Genomic DNA, 19,852 nt, shown 5'->3' with positions numbered 1-19,852 from the left:
CGAACTCAACGCACCTTCTCGAATCGTTCGGTGACATCACGGTATTCCTCGCGCACCGCGGTCTTGGACAGTTTGCCGTTGGGCAGCCGGGGCAGCGGTTCGGCTCGGATCACCACATAGCGGGGCACCTTGTAGTCGGCCATCAATCGCTCGCAGTGCGCCACCACCGCCGCCGCATCGACCTCACCGGCGGCGGTGACGATGGCGGCCGGTGTCTCCCCGAAGCGCTCGTCGGGTGCGGCGATCACCGCGACCTCCTCGACGCCGGCGAGTTCGCCGATCGCCCGTTCGATCTCGACCGGGGAGACGTTGATTCCGCCGGTGATGATCAGGTCCTTCATCCGGTCCACGAACTTGACCCGCCCACGTCCGTCTCGGGTGCCCAGATCCCCGCTGTGCAGCCAACCCTCCCGCAGTGCCTGCGCCGTGGACTGTGGATCGTTCCAGTAACCGGGGGTGACGCCCGGTCCACGAAGCACGATCTCGCCCTCTTCTCCGGGTTCGGCCTCGGCGCCGTCCGGTCGGACCACCTTCAATTCGGTGAAGATCGATCCCGTGCCGCAGGTGTCGGGGTGGGTGAATGCCTCGGCGCGTTTGGTCGCGGTCGCGACACCGCCCGCTTCGGTCATCCCGTAGATCTGACGCAACTCCACCCCCTTGTTTGCCCAGGCCTGCAAAAGTGCCGGTGCGACGGCCGCGCCTCCGACGATGGCGGTACGCAGCGAGGAGACATCGGTGTCGGCGAAGGCGGGGGTGCGCGCGATCGCCTCGAAGACCAGCGGTACGCCGAACAGTGTGTTCACCCGGTGCTCGCCGATGAGCGCGACCGCGCGCTCGGGCCGCAGCTCTTTCTCGACCACCAGCGTGTTGCCCAGGACCACGGCCATGACCAGCCCCCAGACCACGCCCGGCGTGAACACCAGCGGCAGCAACAGCAGCGACGTCGAGCCAGGGCGCAGACCCTCCTCGGTCAGCGTGGCCTCGAAGACGATATCGAGCAGCGTCCGGTTGGTGCAGACGACGCCCTTGGACAGACCGGTCGAACCGCTGGTGAACAGGAGCGCGACCGGGTCGTCCCGGTCGACGTCGACGCGGAAGTCGTCACGGCCGCCGTCCCGCAGGACGGTGAACTCGTCGAAGAACTTCGCCGCGAAATCACGGCCCAGCTCTCGGGTCTGCGCGATGGTTTCGGCGAATTCGGCCGGGGCGATGGCCAGCACCGCACCCGAGTCGTCGAGCACTTTGCGCAACTCGGGCGGTTTGAGCCGGGGGTTCAGCGGGACCAGCACCGCGCCCGCCTTGAGCACCCCGAGCGCCAGCACCGGCCAGATCAGCGAGTTCGGGCCGAGCACACCCACCCGCTCGCCGGGGGCGATCCCGGTGTCGGCCAACTGCCGCGCCACCCGGCTCGACCAGTCCTGCAGTTCCCGGTAGGTCAGCGTCTCGTCTTCGACGATCAGCGCCCGCTGATCTCCTTTGGTCTCGGCCCACCAGCACAGGGCCGACCCGATTGTCGCAGCCATCGTTGTCCTTACTTCTGTGTACGGCGTCGGGACCGGCGGCTCAGGAGGCGTCGGTGAAGCCGCGGTCCTCGTCGAACCACATCGCGACCCGGGACAGTGTGCCGCCGTCGGTGGCGGGCAGGGTGACCCCGGAGATGTAGGCGGAGTCATCGGACACCAGGAACAGCGCGGCGCGCGCATTGTCCAGCAGCGACGGCGGCCGGTTCAGCTTCAGCGGAATCGGGGAGACGGCCGGTTCCCATGGACCCGCGACCTCCTCGTAGGACTTGCCGACCACCGGGGTTCCGGCCGGGGCCAGGAAGTTCGGCGACATTCCGTGGGTCGGGGCGATGGCGTTGACCCGGATACCGCGCCTGCCGAGGTCGAGGCTCAGGCCGCGCACCAGGCCGTTGACGCCGGCCTTGGTGGCCGAGTACATCGCGATGCTGTGATAGGCGGCGATCGAGGCGGCCGAGGAGGTCGCGAGGATGACGCCGCCGCCATTGGCCTCGAGCGCCGGGACCGCGGCCTGCGCCGAGTACACGACACCGCTCAGGTTGACGCCGAGGACATGGTGCCAGTCGGCTTCGGTGAGATCTTCGAATGCGACCTGCTCGCCACCGGCCACCGACGGGACACCGCCGCGGGAGACGACACCCGCGTTGGCGAACATGATGTCGAGTTTTCCGAACTCGGCGACGGTCCGGGTCACCGCCTCGGTGATCTCGGCCTTCTTACTGACGTCGGCGACCAGGGCGATGGCTTCGCCGCCCTGCTCCCGCACCAGTTCGACGGTTCCCTTCGCGCGCTCCGGGTCGATATCGACCACACCGATGCGCGCGCCCTCGGCGGCGAACAGTTGAGCGGACCGCCGGCCGAGGCCGGAGCCGCCACCGGTGATGATCGCGACCTTGTCCTGGAGTTTCATCTGCGAGCTCCTTTGCCCACGAAGCGACGGCCGGGTCTCCGGCGTCGGTGATTCTGGATGATTCGAGTCGAGTGCACCGGTAGCGAGTCACGGTGCGAGCCGAGGCGTCCGCGGGGACACGATCGCCGTGTGACCCACGCTACAGAGGTAGCTGTGATACGTCAATCAAGATTTGTAATTTGATAAACCAACCCATCCGGGCGGTCAGGACCCGGTCCACCGCGGCTCCCGCTTCGCCGCGAACGCGCGCGGCCCCTCCTTGGCATCGGCGCTGGACATGACTACTTTCGAGGCCGCACGGTTCACCTCCCATTCCGCCGCCGACCAACCGGTGTCCGAGGCGGCGCTCTCGTGCAGCACCTTCTTGCTCTGCTGAACCGACACCGGGGCGTTCGCGGCGATCACGGCCGCCAGTTCCAGGGCGACCGCCAGCGCGGTACCGGCCGGAGCGATCTTGTTGACCAGACCCAGTTCGTATGCCCGGGCCGCCGAGATCGGCTCACCGGTGAACGCGATCTCGGCGGCGACCTTGGCGGGCACCTGACGGTGGATCCGCAGCAGGCCGCCCGCGGCGGCGAGCAGTCCCCGCCGGACCTCGGGCAACCCCAGCGCCGCACTCTCGTCGATCACGGCGAGATCCGCGGTGAGCACGATCTCGGTGCCGCCGCCGAGCGCGAACCCGTTGACCGCGGCGATCACCGGTTTCCCGATCCAATGCCGCACGATGCCGGCGAAGTCCCACTCCCGGTGATCCGGGTCGTAGACGCTGCGACCGGCGGCGATCTCCTTCAGATCCGCGCCCGCGCAGAAACCCCGGCCGGCGCCGGTGATCACCACGACGCGGACCTCCGGGTCGGCGGCAGCCCGCTCGAGCGCGGCCCCCGCCGCAGCCGACAGTGCCGAGTTCACGGCATTCAGGGCGTCGGGCCGGTTCAGCGTGACAACGGCGATGTGGTCGCGCACTTCGTACAGTGCCGCGGGTTCGGACGGGGACACGGTGCCTCCAGGAGCGGACGAATGAGGTAGGTCAGAGATCGAGCACAAGACGGGGCGTACGACTTCGGGAAACGCAGATCATCATGGCGTCGCTCGCCTCCTGCTCATCCTCGGTCAGGACGGAATCCCGGTGGTCCGGGCGGCCGGCCAGCACGGCGACCTCACAGGTTCCACAGGTGCCCTCCCGGCAGGAGAAGTCGACCTCGGCACCACTGCGCCGCAAGGCGTCGAGTACCGATTCCGATTCCCCGACCGTCACCACCCTGCCGCTGCGCGCGAGTTCGACCTCGAAGGCGTCGGTGGACGCCGCGGTGACTTCCTTGGGAGCGAACCGTTCGATATGCAGGGTGAGGCGTTCGCGTTCCCGGCAACCGGTTTCGATCGCCTGCAGCAGCGGCTCCGGGCCACAGCAGTACACCGCGGCACCCGGTTCGGCACCGTCCAGCGCGGTCGCCAGGTCGAGCAGACCGTATTCGTCCTGCGGGTTCACGCGGACCTGTTCGGGATACGCGCTCGCCAGATCGGCGGCGAAGGCCATACTCTCCCGCGACCGCCCGCCGTACAGCAATTGCCACGGCTTTCCTCGTTCGGCGAGCACACGCAGCATGGGCAGCAATGGAGTGATGCCGATACCGCCGGCGACGAACAGATACGCCGGGGCATCCACCAGCGTGAAGTTGTTGCGGGGGCCGCCGACCTCGAGCAGATCACCGACTTCCAGCTTGTCGTGGACATAGACCGATCCGCCCCGCCCGTTCGATTCGCGGAGCACCGCGACGCGCAGCGACGACCGGTCCGCGGGATCGCCGCACAGCGAATACTGCCGGGTGATGTCACCGAGTACGAGATCGATATGAGCGCCGGGCTCCCACTCCGGCACCGCCACGCCGGCCGGTTCGGCGAGCGTCACCGTGACGACACCTGCCGCGGCCGATTCCTTACCGACCACACACATCCGGCGGGTCGTCCGACTATCGCTCATCACCGCTCCCGTCCGCGAGATTCCCTCTTCGTTAAATCTTATGGCGTTAGATTATCTCATGGCAAGGGCCACGTGATCGGATCGCCCGCGAGAACCCTTACGATGGTAAATCTAATACTGTTAGCTAAACAACGATACGAAAGGAGCCGGTCGGATGGATACGGCGGCGCCGTCGAGTGGATCGGTACTGGACCTCTTCCGCCTGGACGGGCGCGTGGCGGTGGTCACCGGGGCGGGCAGCGGGCTCGGCGCCGGATTCGCCCATGCGCTGGCCGAGGCGGGCGCCGATATCGTGGTCGCGGGACGACGGCGAGACAAACTCGACCAGGTGGCCGCGGGCGTCACCACCCGGGGGCGCCGCTGCCTGGTGGTACCGACCGATATCACCGACCCCGGCCGGTGCGAGGCACTGGCGCGCGCCGCCGTCGAGAAGTTCGGCCGGCTCGATGTGCTGGTCAACAATGCGGGTGTCACGCATACCGCACCGGCCACCCGGGAGAATCCCGACGACTACCGGAACGTGCTCGAGGTGAACCTGTTCGGCGCGTACTGGATGGCGCAGGCATGTGCGCGGGTGATGCGGCCGGGATCGAGCATCGTCAATATCTCGAGCATGCTCGGGCTGATCAAATCGGTGCTGCCGCAGGCCGCCTATGCGTCCAGCAAGGCGGGGCTCATCGGGCTCACGCGCGATCTCTCGAACCAGTGGGCCGGGCGAAAAGGTATCCGGGTCAATGCGATAGCGCCGGGTTTCGTCGACACCGACATGATCGGCGAGATGTCCCACGACACCCTCGACGCTTTCCTGCGGGAGTGCCCACTCGGCCGCACCGCCACACAGCGCGAGATCGATACGGCGGTCGTGTTCCTCGCCGGTCCGGCCTCCGGCTATATCACCGGCTCCACACTCGCCGTCGACGGCGGCACCTCCGGTCACTGAGCAGTAGAGGAGATCTCTCATATGACCTTGACCGGCACTGTTGTCCGCCTGCGAGGCGCGGGCGTCGGACTCGTCGCCGAACGCTTCGATCCCCCGGCGGGCGAGGACCGCGGCACCGTACTGCTCCTGCACGGCGGCGGCCAGACCCGGCATTCCTGGCGACGCACGGGTCTTCGTCTCGCTGCCAACGGCCGGCGCGCACTGATCCTGGATGCCCGCGGCCACGGTGACAGCGACTGGGCCGCGGACGGCGACTACTCCCTCGGCGCGCACGCCCGGGATCTCGTCGCTGTGGCGGCCGGCTTCGAACAGCCACCGGTGGTGGTCGGCGCCTCGATGGGCGGGATGGCCGGGCTTCTCGCCCAGGGCGCCCAACCGGACGTGGCCCGCGCGCTGGTACTGGTCGATATCACGCCGATGGCCGAATCGGACGGCGTGGACCGGGTGACCGCCTTCATGCGCGAAGGCCTGTCCGGTTTCGATTCGCTCGACGCGGCCGCCGCGGCCGTCGCCGCGTACAACCCGCACCGGCCACGCCCGCCCCGCCCGGACGGGCTGCGCAAGAACCTCCGACTGCGGGACGGCCGATGGTATTGGCACTGGGATCCGCGAATGATCAGCCACCGCGACAACGGTCCCGACCGAGCCGAGTTCCGCGAGCAGCGGGCCCGGGCGGCCGCACGGCGGATCACCGTCCCCACCCTGCTGATCCAGGGCCGGCAATCGGACGTGGTGGGACCCGAGGGAGTCCGCGACCTACTGGAACTGATCCCACACGCCCGCCACATCGCCGTCGACGGTGCGGGGCATATGGTCGGCGGCGACGACAACGATGTGCTGACCGAGGGGCTGCTCGCCTTCCTCGACGAGGCGGTGCCGCTTCCGGAGCCCCGACCGGCCACACGATACGATCAACCTCACGCCGCTAGGTAAATCGCCTGGCGTCACCCGAGCGGAAAGCCACCTATGCCTCGCCCGTCGCAACCTCTGATCAGCCGCTCCTCGGTCGTGGCGGCTTCCATAGAGATCATCGACACCGAGGGCCTGGACGCGTTCAGCCTGCCGCGACTGGCCAAACATCTGGGGGTGCGCGCGCCCTCCCTGTACCACCATTTCGCGGACAAGTCGGAGATCCTGGCCGCCGTCGCGCGCCAGATCGCCGGGGCGGGCAGTATTCCGCGTCGCAAGCCCGGCCCGGATTGGCCGGAGTTCTTCGTCGCACTGGCGATGAATCTCCGCCGCTCGATTCTGCGGCATCGCAATGCCGCGCCGATCCTGCTGCAGTACCTGCCCCGGGACCTGCTCATCAGCACCTACGAGGAAACGGCGCGATTCCTCGCGGATTCGGGGGTGCCGGCCCATCTGCACGTACAGATCCTCGACGGGATGGAGCGGATCACCGTGGGTGCCGCACTCACCGAGGCGATGCGCGGCCCCAGCACCCGGACCACGATCTTCCCGAATGTCGACGCGACATCCCAGCCGGTGCTGGCCGACGCGCTGGCGGAGAACACCAAGACCTCGAAGCAGTTGTTCGAGGAAATGGTGCGCAGCTTCCTGCACGGTGTGATGCGCGACGCGGAGATCGCGGTGCCGGCCACCTCCGCATCCGCCTGATCCCGAAACGTACTCGGCCGGCACGAGGAGGGCTTCCTCGTACCGGCCGATCCGGCGCAGTGTCGGCTCCTGCGCGGGTACGCGGTCGCTATTGTGCGGGCGCGGGCATATGAACCGTTTTCGTCTCGAAGAACTCCGCGAGTCCCTCGACGCCGCCTTCCCGGCCCATACCGGACTGCTTGTAGCCACCGAACGGCAGGGTGAAATCGATGACCGACCCGTTGACACTCACAGTCCCGGTCCGAATCCGCTGGGCCAGTGCGTAACCGCGTTCCAGATCCTCGGTGTACACCGCACCGGACAGGCCGTAGATCGAATCGTTGGCGAGCGCCACCGCGTCGTCCTCGTCCTCGTAGGTGATGAGCGAGATAACGGGCCCGAACACTTCCTCCTGGGCGATGCGCATATCGTTGCGCACTCCGTCGATCAAGGTGGGTGCGACGAAATAACCCTGATCCAGCCCTTCCGGGCGCCCACCGCCGGTGAGGACGGTAGCGCCGTCCTGTACCGCGGCATCGATGTACTCCTGCACTCGTTCGCGATGGCGCGCTCCGGCGAGCGGGCCGAGGAAGTTCTCCGGTGCCCACGGATTGCCCATCGGCAGTGCGGAATAGGCCGCCGACAACGCCGCGGAGACCTCGTCGTGGCGCTTGCGTGATACCAGTACCCGGGTCAGCGCGATACACGCCTGCCCCGACTGCATACATCCACCCATCGGCAGCGACTGCAGGACGTGGTTCAGATCCGCGTCGTCCAGGATGACGGCCGCGGATTTACCACCCAGTTCCAGCGAGACCCGCGCGATCCGCTCACCGGCGAGCGCGGCGATCCGGCGCCCGGCCACGGTGGAGCCGGTGAAGGTGATGTGGTCGACCCCGGGGTTGGTCACCAGGGTCTCCGAGACTTCGCGGTCGGCGATGAGCACGCTCACCACGCCTTCCGGAATCCGACCCTCGGCAACGAGTTCGGCGATCACATCGGCGAATACCGCCGGGGACAGCGGCGCGTCCGGCGCACCCTTGAGCACCACCGAGCACCCCGCCGCGAGCGCGGGCGCCACCTTGAACGCGATCGTCCCGATGGGACCGTTCCACGGGATGATCGCCGCGACGACACCGGTGGGTTCGGCCAGGATGCGCGAGATCCCACCATCGGCGCGCGGCCGGTCCTCGCGTACCGCGAAGGTGCGGGCTTCTTCCGCGACGGCGCGGAACAGCGCTGCGGTCATCTGCTGGGTACCGGCACTGACCGTCACCGGTATTCCCACCTCGAGAACGCCGATGGTGGTGAGTTCGTCCTGCCGCTGTTCGAGCCGGGTCGCGATCTCGTCGATCACCTCCGCTCGTTCGGCCATGGACTTACCGGCCCAGACCCCGGAGTCGAACGATCGTCGGGCCGCGTCCACCGCGTCCCGGACATCGCGCTCGGTGGCGCTACGGATACGGGCCGCGGTCTGCTCACTCCACGGATCGACCAATTCGATCCATTCGTCGCCGGTGGATTCGGTCCAGCGGCCGCCGATGAAGACCTGCTCCCGGTCGGCGACCGGCGGAGCGGACAAGGTGGTGTCGGTGGTTGTCATGGCACAGTGCCTTTCTCAGCGGTTGTTGTAGCCGGCGTCGACGGGCAAGGTCACGCCCGTGATGTAGCGGGCTTCGTCGGAGGCGAGGAAGACCAAGGCGTTGCTGATATCGACTGCCTCGATCAACTCGACCGGCATCGGGTTCTTGTACGCGTCGTCGTCGGCGACATCCGGGTTGGCGTTGACGAAGGCGCCGTACTCGGCGTTGGCGACCATCGGGGTGTTCACCCCGGTGGGGTGGATGGTGTTGACGCGGATGAAGTGTTTGGCGAGCTGTTTGGAATACAGCCGCATAAGCCCGACGACTCCGTGCTTGGCGGCGGAATATCCGGCCTGTCCGGGGAAGGTGCTCAGGCCGATACTGCGCAGGCCCGCGGCGGAACTGGTGATCGCGATGGAACCGCCCGCACCGCGGTCGATCATGCCGGGCACGGTCACCTCCAGCGTGTGCCACACACCGGTGAGCATGGTGTCGACGGCGTCGTGCCAGGCCTGGGGCTCGCTGCCCTTGTCCAGCACGGGCATGATGCCGGCATTGGCGACGACGGTGTCCACGTGGCCGAATTCGGCGGCGCCGGCGTCGTAGGCGCGCTGGATGTCCGCGCGGTCGCGCACATCACCGAGGGTGGTGACGATCCGGCCGCCTGCCTTCTCGACCAGCCGCACGGTTTCGGCGAGGTCCTCCTCGGTGGCCATCGGGTAGAACACCGACGGGATCTGAGCGCAGATATCCATCCCGATGATCGCAGCGCCTTCTTCGGCCAGCCGGACGGCGTGTGATCGCCCCTGGCCACGCGCCACACCGGTGATGAAGGCAACCTTACCGTCGAGCCGTTTCATGACTTTCCTTCTCTCGCTGAGTTTTTCGAAGTGATCTACGCCGGGACGGCACTGGCCGGAGCAACGGCCCGCCGGCTGCCACCGCGGGTGAATCCCGCTACCGAACGGCTGTGAGTGGCGTCACAACAAAGTACTGCGGACATTCGCGTTCGTCAACAGAAAACAAATGACGTTCTTTATCTCATGTTTCGTCGAGGCCGAACAGCGTATGCGTTTCCTCCTGCTCGAAAGACAGCAGGCGCAATACCCGGACGGCGCGCTCATCGGCGGGATCGACTCGGATCAGCGCCACCTGCGCGCCGGCGTCCCGCATCTCCACCAGCGCGCGCGTGACCAGCGCCGAACCGAGTCCGCGCCCGCGGACTCGCGGCGCGACGGCCGCGACCCGGATCCAGGCGCCGCGGAATTCGGCGTAGGAAACCGTGTGCGCCTCGAAGCAGACCAGACCGGCCGGGCCCTCCCCGTCACGAACGGCGATCACCCGGGTGGACTCGGACACCGGAGGCGCGTGGCACGACCGCGGCAGTACCGCGGCCTCGAACTCGGCGACCCACCCGCCGGCCGCTTCCGATTCCGGCGTTCCAGGATCGGCCTCCCCCAGCGGGAGCGCCCAGGGGCCCGACAGATGCCGCACCAGCGTCCACCGCCGGTCGACCGCGGCGATATCGAACCGGGCGGCGAGCCGTTCGGTCGCCGGATGCGTGCCGTACGCCCAAGCCCGCAATCTCCGCGCACCGGTCCCGCACCAGCCGTCCGGCGCGGTCAGGTCCAGGCCCAGTTCCTCGACGAGAAGGGTGGCGACCCCACGCGACCGGTAGTCCGGGTGCACCACGAATCGCACGACCCCCTCCCCCTCGGGATCCACGCGCAGATTCAGATAGGCCACCGTCAGCCACGGCGCATCCGCGTGCACGCTCAGATCGCGCCGGGCCCGGATCGGCAGGTGGGCGATGCGGACGTCATCGTGTGAACATTCGCCGGGCACGCTCACGTCGATGGTGGAGAAACCGGCCTCGGCGTCGCATCCGGCCGCGTCGCCGATCAGGGCGGTTATCTGCGCGAGCTCCTCGGCATCCAGTTCGGGACGCCAGCGGTAAGAGATCATCCGTACTCCTCGACGAGCGGAATCTGGCACTAAATCTAACGGTAGTCGGTTTCCGGGGCAATGCCCGGAGCTTTACACCTAAAACTAACTGGTTTAGATTTAAGCAGAGATCGGCGGCGGTCACGCCGTCGAGCACGAGATTGGAGGTAACCCGATGACCGAGGTCGGAGCACCCCGCGAGGAACGCATTCGCCGCACCCTCGACCACCTGCGCAACGACACCACCGACGAGTTCGCGCACACCACCTGGTTCGAACCGGAGGAGTTCACCGATACCGCGGTCGCCAAGCGCGAACGCGATCTGGTCTTCGGCCGGGTACCGAGCATCGTCGCGCACGCGTCCGAGATCCCCCGCGCCGGCGATTTCTTCACCCTGCAGTTGCCCCGGAACAATGTGATCGTGGTCCGGCAGCGCGACGGCGGCGTCAAGACGCTGGTCAACCTGTGCCGGCATCGCGGTGCGATGGTCGAGAAAGAGGAGAAGGGCCGCTGCCGGTTGTTCTCCTGCCCCTATCACCGCTGGTCCTACGACACCGACGGCAGCCTGCGCACCATCACCCGCGACAACACCTTCGGTGAGGCCGAACGCGCCGAGATGGGTCTCATCTCGCTACCGACCGAGGAGCGGCACGGCTTCATCTGGGTGATCGACGACGCCGATGCCGAGATCGACGTCGCGAGCTGGCTCGGACCGGAGATGGACGCGGTCCTCGCGTCCTACCGGCTCGAATCGCTGGTCACGGTGCGCGGCGAAGGTTTCGACGAGCCGGTGAACTGGAAGATCATGCAGGACGCCTTCCTCGACGGCTACCACATCCAGTACGCGCACCCGAACACCGCCGCCAAGCACATCCACACCAATGTGCTCGCCTTCGACGATTTCGGCCGGCACTGCCGCTTCATCGCCCCGCGCAAATCGATCGACCGCTGGATCGAAGAGGACCCCGGCGACCGCAGCCTCGCGAACCACGTCACCGAAACCCATTTCCTGCTACCCAACAGCACCCTGCTGCGGCAGCCGGACCATTTCCAACTGCTCACCTTCCGCCCCCACCCGACCGACCCGCAGCGCAGCCGGATGGAGATGCGGTTGATCGTGCCGAAGGTCGAGGACACCGAGATGACCGAGGAACGCTGGACCCGGTTGTGGGACAAGAACTGGGAGATCCTGCTGGCCGTCCTGCACGCCGAGGACTTCCCACTGCTCCGCGATTCGCAGGTGAGCATGGCCAGCGCCAATGCCGGGCGGATGATCCTGGGCCGCAACGAAGTCGCGAATCAGGTGTTCCGCCGCGGCGTCCAGGAACTGCTCGCTCAGCGCTGAGCGGGAGCACTCGGCCGGCACCGAGCCGGGGCGCGTGGGCGTAACCGAGCCGGAGGCGCACGAAACGGCGTTGAGCCGAAGACGCACGGCCAGCGCCGGCCGGGTACACGATACGAAGGAGAACCCGACAGTGGAGAGCGATCTCTTCGACAACGACCACGAACTGTTCCGCGCCTCGGTGCGCGGGTTCGTCGACAAGCACGTCACGCCGAACCTCGAGAAATGGGATGCCGAGCGGCTGATCGACCGCGCGACCTGGCTCGCCGCCGGCCACCAAGGCCTGCTCGGACTCCCCGTTCCGGAGGAGTTCGGCGGGCCCGGGGAAACCGACTACCGGTACCGGGTGGTCATCCAGGAGGAGATTGCCCGCGTGGGCGCGTCGGCACTCCAATCCGGCTTCTCGACCAACGACGATATCGTGCTCAATTATCTGCTCCGGCACGCCGATGAGGCGCAGCGCCGGCGCTGGTTGCCCGGGTTCGTCACCGGGGAGACGATCGGTGCGATCGCCATGAGCGAACCCGGCGCGGGCAGTGACCTGCGCGCCGTCACCACCACCGCGGTCCTCGACGGGGACGAGTGGATCATCAACGGCGCCAAAACCTTCATCACCAGCGGTGTCCTCGCCGACCTGGTGATCGTCTTCGCCAAAACCGATCCCCAGGCCGGTTCCAAGGGATTCAGCCTGCTCGTCGTCGAGGACGGCACCCCCGGTTTCACCCGCGGCCGCAAACTCGACAAGGTCGGCCTGCACGCCCAGGACACCGCCGAACTGTTCTTCGACAATGTCCGGGTCCCCGCCGCCGACCTGCTCGGTGACCGCGGCGCCGGCTTCGCCTATCTGATGCAGTCACTGCCCCTGGAACGCCTGGGCATCGGGATCGCGGCACAGGTTTCGGCCGAAGCGGTATTCGGCTGGACCATGGACTACGTGAAGGAACGCACGGCGTTCGGCAAACGGATCGGCGAATTCCAGGGAATGGGTTTCACCCTCGCCGACCTGCGGACGGCGATCGAGGTGTCGCGGGCCTATATCGACCGCTGCGTCCGCGCACACAACCACGGCACACTCACCGCGGTGGACGCCGCCAAGGCGAAACTGTGGGCCACCGAACTCCAGGGCCGCGTAATCGACGCCGGTGTACAGTTCCACGGCGGCTACGGCTACATGATGGAGTACCCCGTGGCGCGGGCCTACCTGGACCACCGCATCCAGCGGATCTACGGCGGCACCAACGAGATCATGAAGGAGATCATCCACCGCGATCTGATGAAGTCCTGACCGGTCGCCGCCGACCAACCGTCAGACATGCCTTCGCGCGGGTTCCTCCGGTTCTATGGGCTCAGCGGCGGCCGTAAAGCTATTACGTCACGCGCTGAGCCCATGACGGCCGAATGACCCCGAACGGCCATGATCCGGTCACTGTGGTCGATGGCCGGTAAGGAGGGCACCACTACCGCTGTCGCCTCGTGTTCCATTACCGCTCCCGCGAGTATCAGAGCGGACGCGAGTGGGCCGGTATCCAGCCGAACCGCCCAGACGATCCGGTAACCGTACTGTGCTGCGACACGATGGACGTCCACTCCGTCGCCGTGCACGTCCGGCGGATCAACGCGAACAGGTGCTCCACACCCGCGTGGGTAGCCCGGATGTGATGGTCGAGCAACTGGAGGCGCAACACGTCTCCGGCGCACCCAAGGGCGGACAGTCGCAGATGGATCAGCCGGGAGGACGGCCGCCGTCTGCTGGAGCACGTCTCGCTCCTGGGTTCCGCACCGGCCCGTAACCTCCATCGCCTCGGCGGGGCCACGATTCCAGTTATCCGAGACCATTTTGCCTGCCAACTACCCTGTGGCAGGCTCCCGGATCGACGCGGTGCTCGGGGCCGAAGGTTGCAGGACTCCCGCCGCTATCAGCGCGTCGACCTCAGTACTGTCCATCCCGAGCTCGAGACACACCTCCCGGGTGTGTTCGCCGGCAAGCGGCGCTTGGCGGGTCGGGGGGTCGGCGATACCGGTGAACACCGCTGCGCGGGCGGCGGCGGGCAGGGTCATGGGTAGGCGGTCGTGTTCGACACGGGTGTAGGTGGCGCGGGCGGTCAGGTGCGGGTCGGTGAGGAGTTGCGGGAGTCGCAGCATTGCACCGGCGGGAACGCCGGCCGCCTGTAGTTCGGCGGCCGCTTCCTGCGGGGCGCGGTCGCGGAGCCAGGTGGCGACGATCCGATCGAGTTCCGGCCTGTTCGCGATACGGTGTGCGGCGGTGGAGAAACGGGGGTCCGACGAGAGATCCGGACGGTCGAGTACCTCGCACAGTGCGGCCCACTGGTGGTCGTCACGCACGGTGACAACGCACCATTCGTCGTCCCCCGCGCAGGCGTAGACGCCGCTAGGGGCCGCGTACGGGTCGGCGTTGCCGGGGGCGGTGACCGTACCCGGGCGCAGCGCTTCGGTCACCAGCTGGGTGCCGAGGTGGACGAGAGCCGTATCGGCCTGTGCCACTTCGATATGCGTGCCGCGGCCGGTGCGGCGGCGGCCGATCAGCGTGGCGAGTACCGCGACCGCGGTGACCTGGGCGGCGATATGGTCGGGGTAAACGGTTTGGCCGTCGCACAGCAGTTCCGCGTCGTCCGGATAGCGCCAGAGCGCCGAGACGCCGCACGAGGCGCGGACCAGGGGGCCGTAGCCGAGCCGGGCGCGCCATGGGCCGGTGCTGCCGAAGGCGCTGGATTCGGAGACGACCAGGCGTGGGTTGAGCTCGGCGAGCACGTCGTAGGACAGGCCCATCGAGGCGAGGGTGCCGGGTTTGAAGTTGGCGAGCACCACATCGGCGCCGGCGGCCAGCCGCCGGAAGACCTCCAGGCCCGCGCTGCTGCGCAGGTCGAGTCCGAGGCTGCGTTTGTTGCGGTGGCCCCAGGCGACGGAGGCGGCGAGGGCGGAGCCGCGGCGGGACTGGCGCAGGCCGTCCGGGAAGTTCGCGTTCTCGATTTTGATCACGTCGGCGCCGTAGTCGGCGAACTGCCGGCTCAGCTCGGCGCCGAAGACGATGACTCCCAGGTCCAGTACGCGCAGGCCGGCAAGGGGCGCCGTTGCGTCGGCCGCGGTGGGGGCCGGAACGCGCCGGTCGGCACCGGAATCCGCGGAGCCCACGCCGAGCCGCGCTTCACCGGTGCGGGCCGGATCTTCCGGTCGGTGGCCCGTGAGCACGGGGTCCGTTCCGCCGGCATCGATTCCGGATGTTTCGCGGTGGGTCGTGGCGCTGCCGGTGCGGGTGATCACGGAGGATTCGGTGTGCTCAGGTACGAGTTCGGCGGTGTCGTGCTCGCCGGGTTCGGGGGCGGGTGTGCGGAATCCGGCCCGGTGGCCGTCGAACGAGACATAGCCGGAGGGGACCCGTGCGCGCAGACCCGCACCGATCTCGGTGTCCGCGAGGGCACCGGATTCGGCGAAGTGTTCTGTTTCGAGTACCTCGGTGAGCGTGTGTACTCCGCCGACCGGGACACCGCGCCGGGCGCCCTCGGCCACGAGTTCGGCCTGGGTGTATCCGGCGAAGAGTTTTGCGATCAAGGGGTGCAGGGTGTCCGCCGCGGCGAAGCGGGCGGGGATGGTGTCGTATCTCGGGTCCGCGAATTCCGTTGGGGAGCCGAGCCATTCGAACATACCGCGCCACTGTCGTTTCGCCAGCATGCAGATGCGGACCTGACCGTCGCGGCAGGGGAACACCGGATAGAAGTTCGCCGCGTCGGGGCGGCCGCGCGGGAAATCTTCCGAACGTCCGGCCGCCGCCGAGCCCTGGGTGCCGAAACCGGGATCGAAACCGTGCACGATCGTCTCGAAGGCGGAGAGGTCGACGGTATCGCCCTGACCGGTGTCGAGGCGGCGGTGGTAGGCGAGCAATGCCGCCCAGGCGGCGTGGACGCCCACCGTCTCCTCGATCAGCCCGGCGGGCGGGAGCAGCGGTTCCGCACCGGGCGCACCGGACCGGGACAGCACGCCCGAGAGAGCGTAGAGGACGGGTTCGGTGGCCTGCCAGTGGCGATAGGGGCCGTCCTGGCCGAAACCGCTGATCGAAACCCAGACCAAACCCGTTGCGCCGAAACGTATCTCGTCGGCTCCGACACCCAGCCCGGTCAACCGGCCGGGGGGCTGGGATTCGACAAGGATATCCGCCGTGGCGGCCAGCTCGCGCAACCGCTCGCGGCCGGCCTCGGTGGTGAGGTCGGCGGTGACGGCCCGCTTGTTGGCATTGCGCAGCGCGAACGGAATGCTCACACCGTCGACAACAGGTTCGGCGGACCGCGAGTACGACCCGCCGGGTTGTTCGACGCGGATCACCTCCGCACCCAGATCGGCGAGGTAGCGGCCGCAGGACTCGCCCAGTCCGTCGGTGAGGTCCAGGACACGGACGCCGTGCAGCGGGAGGATCATCGTCGACTCCGTTCCATCTGTCATCGTGCTCACCGCGTGCCGAAGTAGACGGATTTCGCGGTGTAGTAGGGGGCGAGCCCTTCCGGACCCAGTTCACGGCCCACACCGGACTCCTTGACGCCGCCGAACGGCGCGTCCAGGTCGAGCTGGTAGTGGTTCACGCCGACGGTGCCGGATTCGATCCGGTCGGCGAGGGCCAGGCCGCGTTCCTCGTCGGCGGTCCATACCGTGCCGCCGAGCCCGTAGCGGGAATCGTTGGCGATTTCGATCGCCTCCGCTTCACCGTCGTAGGGGGTGATGGTCAGTACGGGTCCGAAGATCTCCTCCTGGGCGATCCGCGCGGCATTGTGCACGCCCTCGAATACCGTCGGTTCGACGTACCAGCCGGTGGGCTGGTCGGCCGGGATACCGCCGCCGGTGGTGATGCGGTAGCCGTCCCACCGGCCCGATTCGATGAAGCCGAGGACCCGGTCCCGCTGGGCGGCGCTGACCAGCGGGCCGATCTGGGTCGCGCGGTCCTGCGGATCACCGATACGCAGGTTGCGCACGGTTTCGGTGACGGCCTCCACCACCTCCGCGTAACGGCTGCGGGGGGCGAGAATGCGGGTGCCCGCGTGGCAGGTCTGGCCGTTGTTCACCAGCGAGACCTCGAGCAGGTTCGCCGCGAACACGTCGAGATCGGCATCGTCGGCGACGATCGACGCGGATTTACCACCGAGTTCGAGGGTGACCGGCCGCAGCAACCGCCCGCAGACCTCACCGATGGCGCGCCCGGCGGCCGTGGAGCCGGTGAAGGCGACCTTGTCGACGCCCGGATGCTCGACCAGGTGGGCGCCGGCCTCCCGCCCGCCCACGACGACGTTCAGAACACCGGGCGGCAGACCCGCCTCCACCGCGGCATCAGCGAAAATATAGGCATCCAAGGCTGTTTCGGGCGCGGGCTTCAAGACCACCGTGCACCCCGCGGCCAGTGCGGGCGCAAGTTTCATCGCCGCCAGCGATTGCGGGTAGTTCCACGGCGTGATCGCGGCGACCACACCGACCGAGTCCCGGCGCACCACCGTGCGGCCCCCCAACGCGCTCGGCCGCACCTCGTCGCGTTCGGTACCGCGGATCGCGTTCGCGTAGTAGCCGACCATGAGGCTCGGGGCGTACCCGTTGACATTGATCGACAACGAGATGGGCATACCGTTCTCGCGGCTGGCCAGCGCGGCGGTGGTTTTCGCCCGGCCGCGCAGGGCGGCGGCGAATCGGTCGAGATGCTCCGCGCGTTCGGTCGAACTCAGCGCACGCCAGGCCGGTAGCGCGCGGCGGGCGGCGGCCACGGCCGCATCGATATCGGCGGTCTGTGCCAGTGCGGAAACGCCGAGCACCTTTTCGGTGGCCGCCTCGATCACCTCGACGGTGGCATCGGTCTGCGGTTTCGCCCATTCGCCGTCGATGAACAGCGCGCGGCGATCCAGGGTGGTGTCCATATCCGTCCTCGGGTAGTGCGCGGGTGGTCAGAGGGTTTCTTCGCGGCCGAACAGGGTGGAGCTGACCAGGGGCGCCATCGGCCCGCCGATGAACAGCGAGAGATGCGCGTCCGCCACGGGATTGGTCGAGGTGCCGCGGATCTGCCGGACGGCTTCGACGGCCAGGCCCATACCGTTGACGAACGAGTCGGCGATATTGCCGCCGCTGGTGTTGACGGGCAGCTTGCCGATACCCGCGGTCAGGTTGTCGACGGTGAGCACCTCCCCCGCCGCCGGGCCCGCCGGCGCCAGGCCGTGGTCGATCAATGCCGCCACGGCGGGACCACTGAAGTTCTCGTAGACCTGCACGACATCGATATCGCCGGGACCGAGACCCGCTGCGGCCCAGAGCCGGTCGGCCACACCGGGCCGGCCGGGCCGGCCCGCGAAACCCGCGCTGGTGTACAGGTCGTCGTTGTCGATGATCGACGAATAGCCGCCCGGCGCACCCTGCGCACCGGCCAGGACATAGGCGGCGTCGGGGCGAATGCTGCGGGCGCGTTCGGCCGATACCAGTACCAGCGCGACCGCACCGTCGCTCTCCCGCGAGCAGTCGAACAGATGGAACGGCTCGGTGATCATCCGGGAGGCTTCGTAGGTTTGTTCGTTCAGCGGTTTGCCGTATCCGGCGGCCTCCGGGTTGTTCTGGGCGTGCCGGTACGCGGCGAGGACCAGGGCGCGCATCGCTTCGCGGGGCACCCCGTCGTGTTCGAGCAGCCGTTGGGTGCGCAGGGCGCACACCTGGGCGGGTGAGCCGACTCCGTGCGCGAGGTAGTGCGGTCCGTAGAAGTACTTCGCGTAGCCGAGCCGGCCGGTGTCCTCCTGGGCCATCGACCGGAACACCACGACGCACTCGGCCTGGCCGGTGGCGATGGCCACCGCCGCATTGTTGATCGCGGCGGCGACGGTACCGCCCCCGCCGCCCCACATCATGTTCGACCAGCGCACATCTTCGACACCGAGCGCGCCGCCGAGTATCGCGCCGTCGTGGCCGCCACCGGCGTAGGACACGAAACCGTCGAGTTCGCGCGGTGAGATCCCGGCGTCGGCGCAGGCCGCGACGATCGCCTCCAGGGTCATCCGGAGTTCGCCGTGCGGCGCGGCGCCGCGTTTGTAGTGGATATCCGCGACGCCGACGACCGCGGCGGCCCCGCGCAGCAACGCATCGGTCACGACCGTGCTCCTTCTGTGGTGTCGCGCCGCCACCGCAGCAGCGGCCAGGTCGCGCCTTCGTCGAGTTCGATATGCCCGACGACCCGCTCACCGATCCGGACGTCCGCTGCGTCGTCGTCGGTGAGGATGCCGAGCACCCGGCGGTGCCCGGCGGCGGGCAGTTCCACCAGTACCGTCACGTAGGGAATGTGGTCGGCGAGTTCGGTGATGAACGGGTAGTGGCTGCGCGACCAGCTGTAGACGGTGCCCACCGGCTCGACGGATTCCCAGCCCGGGTCGAAGGTGTGGCAGGCCCCGCAGATCCACTGCGGCCCCCAGATCCACTCCTGACAGTTCCCGCAGCGCTGCAACCGCAGCTCACCCGCGACCAGACCGTCCCAATACGGCTGGTCGAGCCCGTCCTCGGCAGGACCCCAGGGATAGTCACGCGGAGTCGCCTCCTCTGATGCAGGCGCGCTCGTGCCGTCGGGCAGCGCTGCCGTCGCCGGGTCCGCCCCGCTCACGCCGGGTCTCCCGGCACCGGGAAATTCTCCAGCGCGGCAGCCTTCCAGGCACCGTCACGCAGTTCCCAGATGGACCGTAGGCCGATCACACCGTCCGGGGTGTCGTAGACCGTTTCCCCGATCTGCTTCTCGCCCTCGGCCCGCACGGACTTGATCTCGTACCCGTTCACCGCGCCTCGGGGCACGGTGACGCTCTCGAAGACCGCCGGCAGATTCTCCTGCACCATATCGGCCAGAGCGGCCTTCATATCGCCGGCGACGACATAGCCGACGTGCCGCTCGTAGAGCGTGCGGAAATCCTCCGCGGACATATCTTTTCTCCTCGCTCCCCCGGGGCGCCGGTCTCGGCGACTCGGGAACCCTTCGACTTTTACCTTATGTCGTTAGGTATTTTTGGTCAATGTTCGAGTTCACGGCCCTG

The 19,852-nt window shown here is 68.0% G+C and carries 17 protein-coding genes; 5 read left to right on the top strand and 12 right to left on the bottom strand.

Features of this window, described 5'->3' with window-relative positions; genetic code table 11:
- Nucleotides 1-5: 5 nt before the first annotated feature.
- The 4 genes from IG75_RS0103045 to IG75_RS0103030 all read right to left on the bottom strand — a co-directional run bounded on the left by IG75_RS0103045 (nt 6) and on the right by IG75_RS0103030 (nt 4,408).
- Complete coding sequence (locus IG75_RS0103045) at nt 6-1,523, bottom strand: class I adenylate-forming enzyme family protein (protein ID WP_030519592.1); 1,518 nt, start codon at nt 1,521-1,523, stop codon at nt 6-8.
- Nucleotides 1,524-1,563: 40 nt separating this feature from the next.
- On the bottom strand, nt 1,564-2,430 hold the full coding sequence (locus IG75_RS0103040) for an SDR family NAD(P)-dependent oxidoreductase (RefSeq protein WP_030519591.1): 867 nt from the start codon (nt 2,428-2,430) through the stop codon (nt 1,564-1,566).
- Nucleotides 2,431-2,634: 204 nt separating this feature from the next.
- Entirely contained in the window at nt 2,635-3,426 is a 792-nt protein-coding gene (locus IG75_RS0103035; protein ID WP_030519590.1) for an enoyl-CoA hydratase-related protein, read from the bottom strand.
- Between the two features lie 31 nt (nt 3,427-3,457).
- On the bottom strand, nt 3,458-4,408 hold the full coding sequence (locus tag IG75_RS0103030) for a PDR/VanB family oxidoreductase (RefSeq protein ID WP_030519589.1): 951 nt from the start codon (nt 4,406-4,408) through the stop codon (nt 3,458-3,460).
- Between the two features lie 154 nt (nt 4,409-4,562).
- Here IG75_RS0103030 and IG75_RS0103025 point away from each other — a divergent pair, with 154 nt between their 5' ends.
- Genes IG75_RS0103025 through IG75_RS0103015 form a run of 3 tightly spaced genes read left to right on the top strand, consistent with a single transcriptional unit; the run spans nt 4,563 to nt 6,965 of the window.
- Nucleotides 4,563-5,348, top strand: a complete 786-nt coding sequence (locus tag IG75_RS0103025; RefSeq protein WP_030519588.1) for an SDR family NAD(P)-dependent oxidoreductase — start codon at nt 4,563-4,565, stop codon at nt 5,346-5,348.
- 21 nt (nt 5,349-5,369) lie between these two features.
- On the top strand, nt 5,370-6,281 hold the full coding sequence (locus tag IG75_RS0103020) for an alpha/beta fold hydrolase (protein WP_030519587.1): 912 nt from the start codon (nt 5,370-5,372) through the stop codon (nt 6,279-6,281).
- Nucleotides 6,282-6,314: 33 nt separating this feature from the next.
- Entirely contained in the window at nt 6,315-6,965 is a 651-nt protein-coding gene (locus IG75_RS0103015) for a TetR family transcriptional regulator (RefSeq protein ID WP_030519586.1), read from the top strand.
- Nucleotides 6,966-7,053: 88 nt separating this feature from the next.
- Here IG75_RS0103015 and IG75_RS0103010 read toward each other — a convergent pair whose 3' ends face one another.
- The 3 genes from IG75_RS0103010 to IG75_RS0103000 all read right to left on the bottom strand — a co-directional run bounded on the left by IG75_RS0103010 (nt 7,054) and on the right by IG75_RS0103000 (nt 10,492).
- Entirely contained in the window at nt 7,054-8,547 is a 1,494-nt protein-coding gene (locus tag IG75_RS0103010) for an aldehyde dehydrogenase (RefSeq protein WP_030519585.1), read from the bottom strand.
- 15 nt (nt 8,548-8,562) lie between these two features.
- Nucleotides 8,563-9,387, bottom strand: coding sequence for a mycofactocin-coupled SDR family oxidoreductase (locus tag IG75_RS0103005; protein WP_030519584.1), 825 nt, complete (start codon nt 9,385-9,387; stop codon nt 8,563-8,565).
- Nucleotides 9,388-9,568: 181 nt separating this feature from the next.
- A complete protein-coding gene (locus IG75_RS0103000) occupies nt 9,569-10,492 on the bottom strand; it encodes a GNAT family N-acetyltransferase (protein ID WP_030519583.1) in 924 nt (307 codons plus the stop codon).
- Nucleotides 10,493-10,646: 154 nt separating this feature from the next.
- Here IG75_RS0103000 and IG75_RS0102995 point away from each other — a divergent pair, with 154 nt between their 5' ends.
- Together IG75_RS0102995 and IG75_RS0102990 are read left to right on the top strand one after the other, a co-directional pair.
- The gene (locus IG75_RS0102995) at nt 10,647-11,816 is read left to right on the top strand and encodes an aromatic ring-hydroxylating oxygenase subunit alpha (protein ID WP_030519582.1); all 1,170 of its coding nucleotides are present in this window, start codon (nt 10,647-10,649) and stop codon (nt 11,814-11,816) included.
- 130 nt (nt 11,817-11,946) lie between these two features.
- Nucleotides 11,947-13,098, top strand: coding sequence for an acyl-CoA dehydrogenase family protein (locus tag IG75_RS0102990; protein ID WP_030519581.1), 1,152 nt, complete (start codon nt 11,947-11,949; stop codon nt 13,096-13,098).
- A gap of 563 nt (nt 13,099-13,661) precedes the next feature.
- Here IG75_RS0102990 and IG75_RS0102980 read toward each other — a convergent pair.
- The 5 genes from IG75_RS0102980 to IG75_RS0102960 are packed head-to-tail and all read right to left on the bottom strand — an operon-like array spanning nt 13,662 to nt 19,742.
- Nucleotides 13,662-16,241 carry a CaiB/BaiF CoA transferase family protein gene (locus IG75_RS0102980; RefSeq protein ID WP_030519579.1) on the bottom strand — a complete coding sequence of 860 codons (2,580 nt, stop codon included), beginning with the start codon at nt 16,239-16,241 and terminating at the stop codon, nt 13,662-13,664.
- A gap of 29 nt (nt 16,242-16,270) precedes the next feature.
- Entirely contained in the window at nt 16,271-17,716 is a 1,446-nt protein-coding gene (locus IG75_RS0102975; RefSeq protein WP_030519578.1) for an aldehyde dehydrogenase, read from the bottom strand.
- Between the two features lie 27 nt (nt 17,717-17,743).
- Nucleotides 17,744-18,928 (bottom strand): thiolase C-terminal domain-containing protein, encoded by a 1,185-nt coding sequence (locus IG75_RS0102970; protein WP_030519577.1) that lies wholly within the window; start codon nt 18,926-18,928, stop codon nt 17,744-17,746.
- Complete coding sequence (locus IG75_RS0102965) at nt 18,925-19,401, bottom strand: Zn-ribbon domain-containing OB-fold protein (RefSeq protein ID WP_030519576.1); 477 nt, start codon at nt 19,399-19,401, stop codon at nt 18,925-18,927. The genes IG75_RS0102970 and IG75_RS0102965 overlap by 4 nt, the downstream gene beginning before the upstream one ends.
- Nucleotides 19,402-19,427: 26 nt before the next feature.
- The gene (locus tag IG75_RS0102960; protein WP_030519575.1) at nt 19,428-19,742 is read right to left on the bottom strand and encodes a hypothetical protein; all 315 of its coding nucleotides are present in this window, start codon (nt 19,740-19,742) and stop codon (nt 19,428-19,430) included.
- Nucleotides 19,743-19,852: the final 110 nt, after the last annotated feature.

The sequence above is a fragment of the Nocardia rhamnosiphila NBRC 108938 genome (genome assembly GCF_000720425.1).
Classification (GTDB): domain Bacteria; phylum Actinomycetota; class Actinomycetes; order Mycobacteriales; family Mycobacteriaceae; genus Nocardia; species Nocardia rhamnosiphila.
The sequence above is the reverse complement of the archived record's forward strand: the minus strand, read 5'-3'. Positions and strand labels throughout refer to the sequence as shown.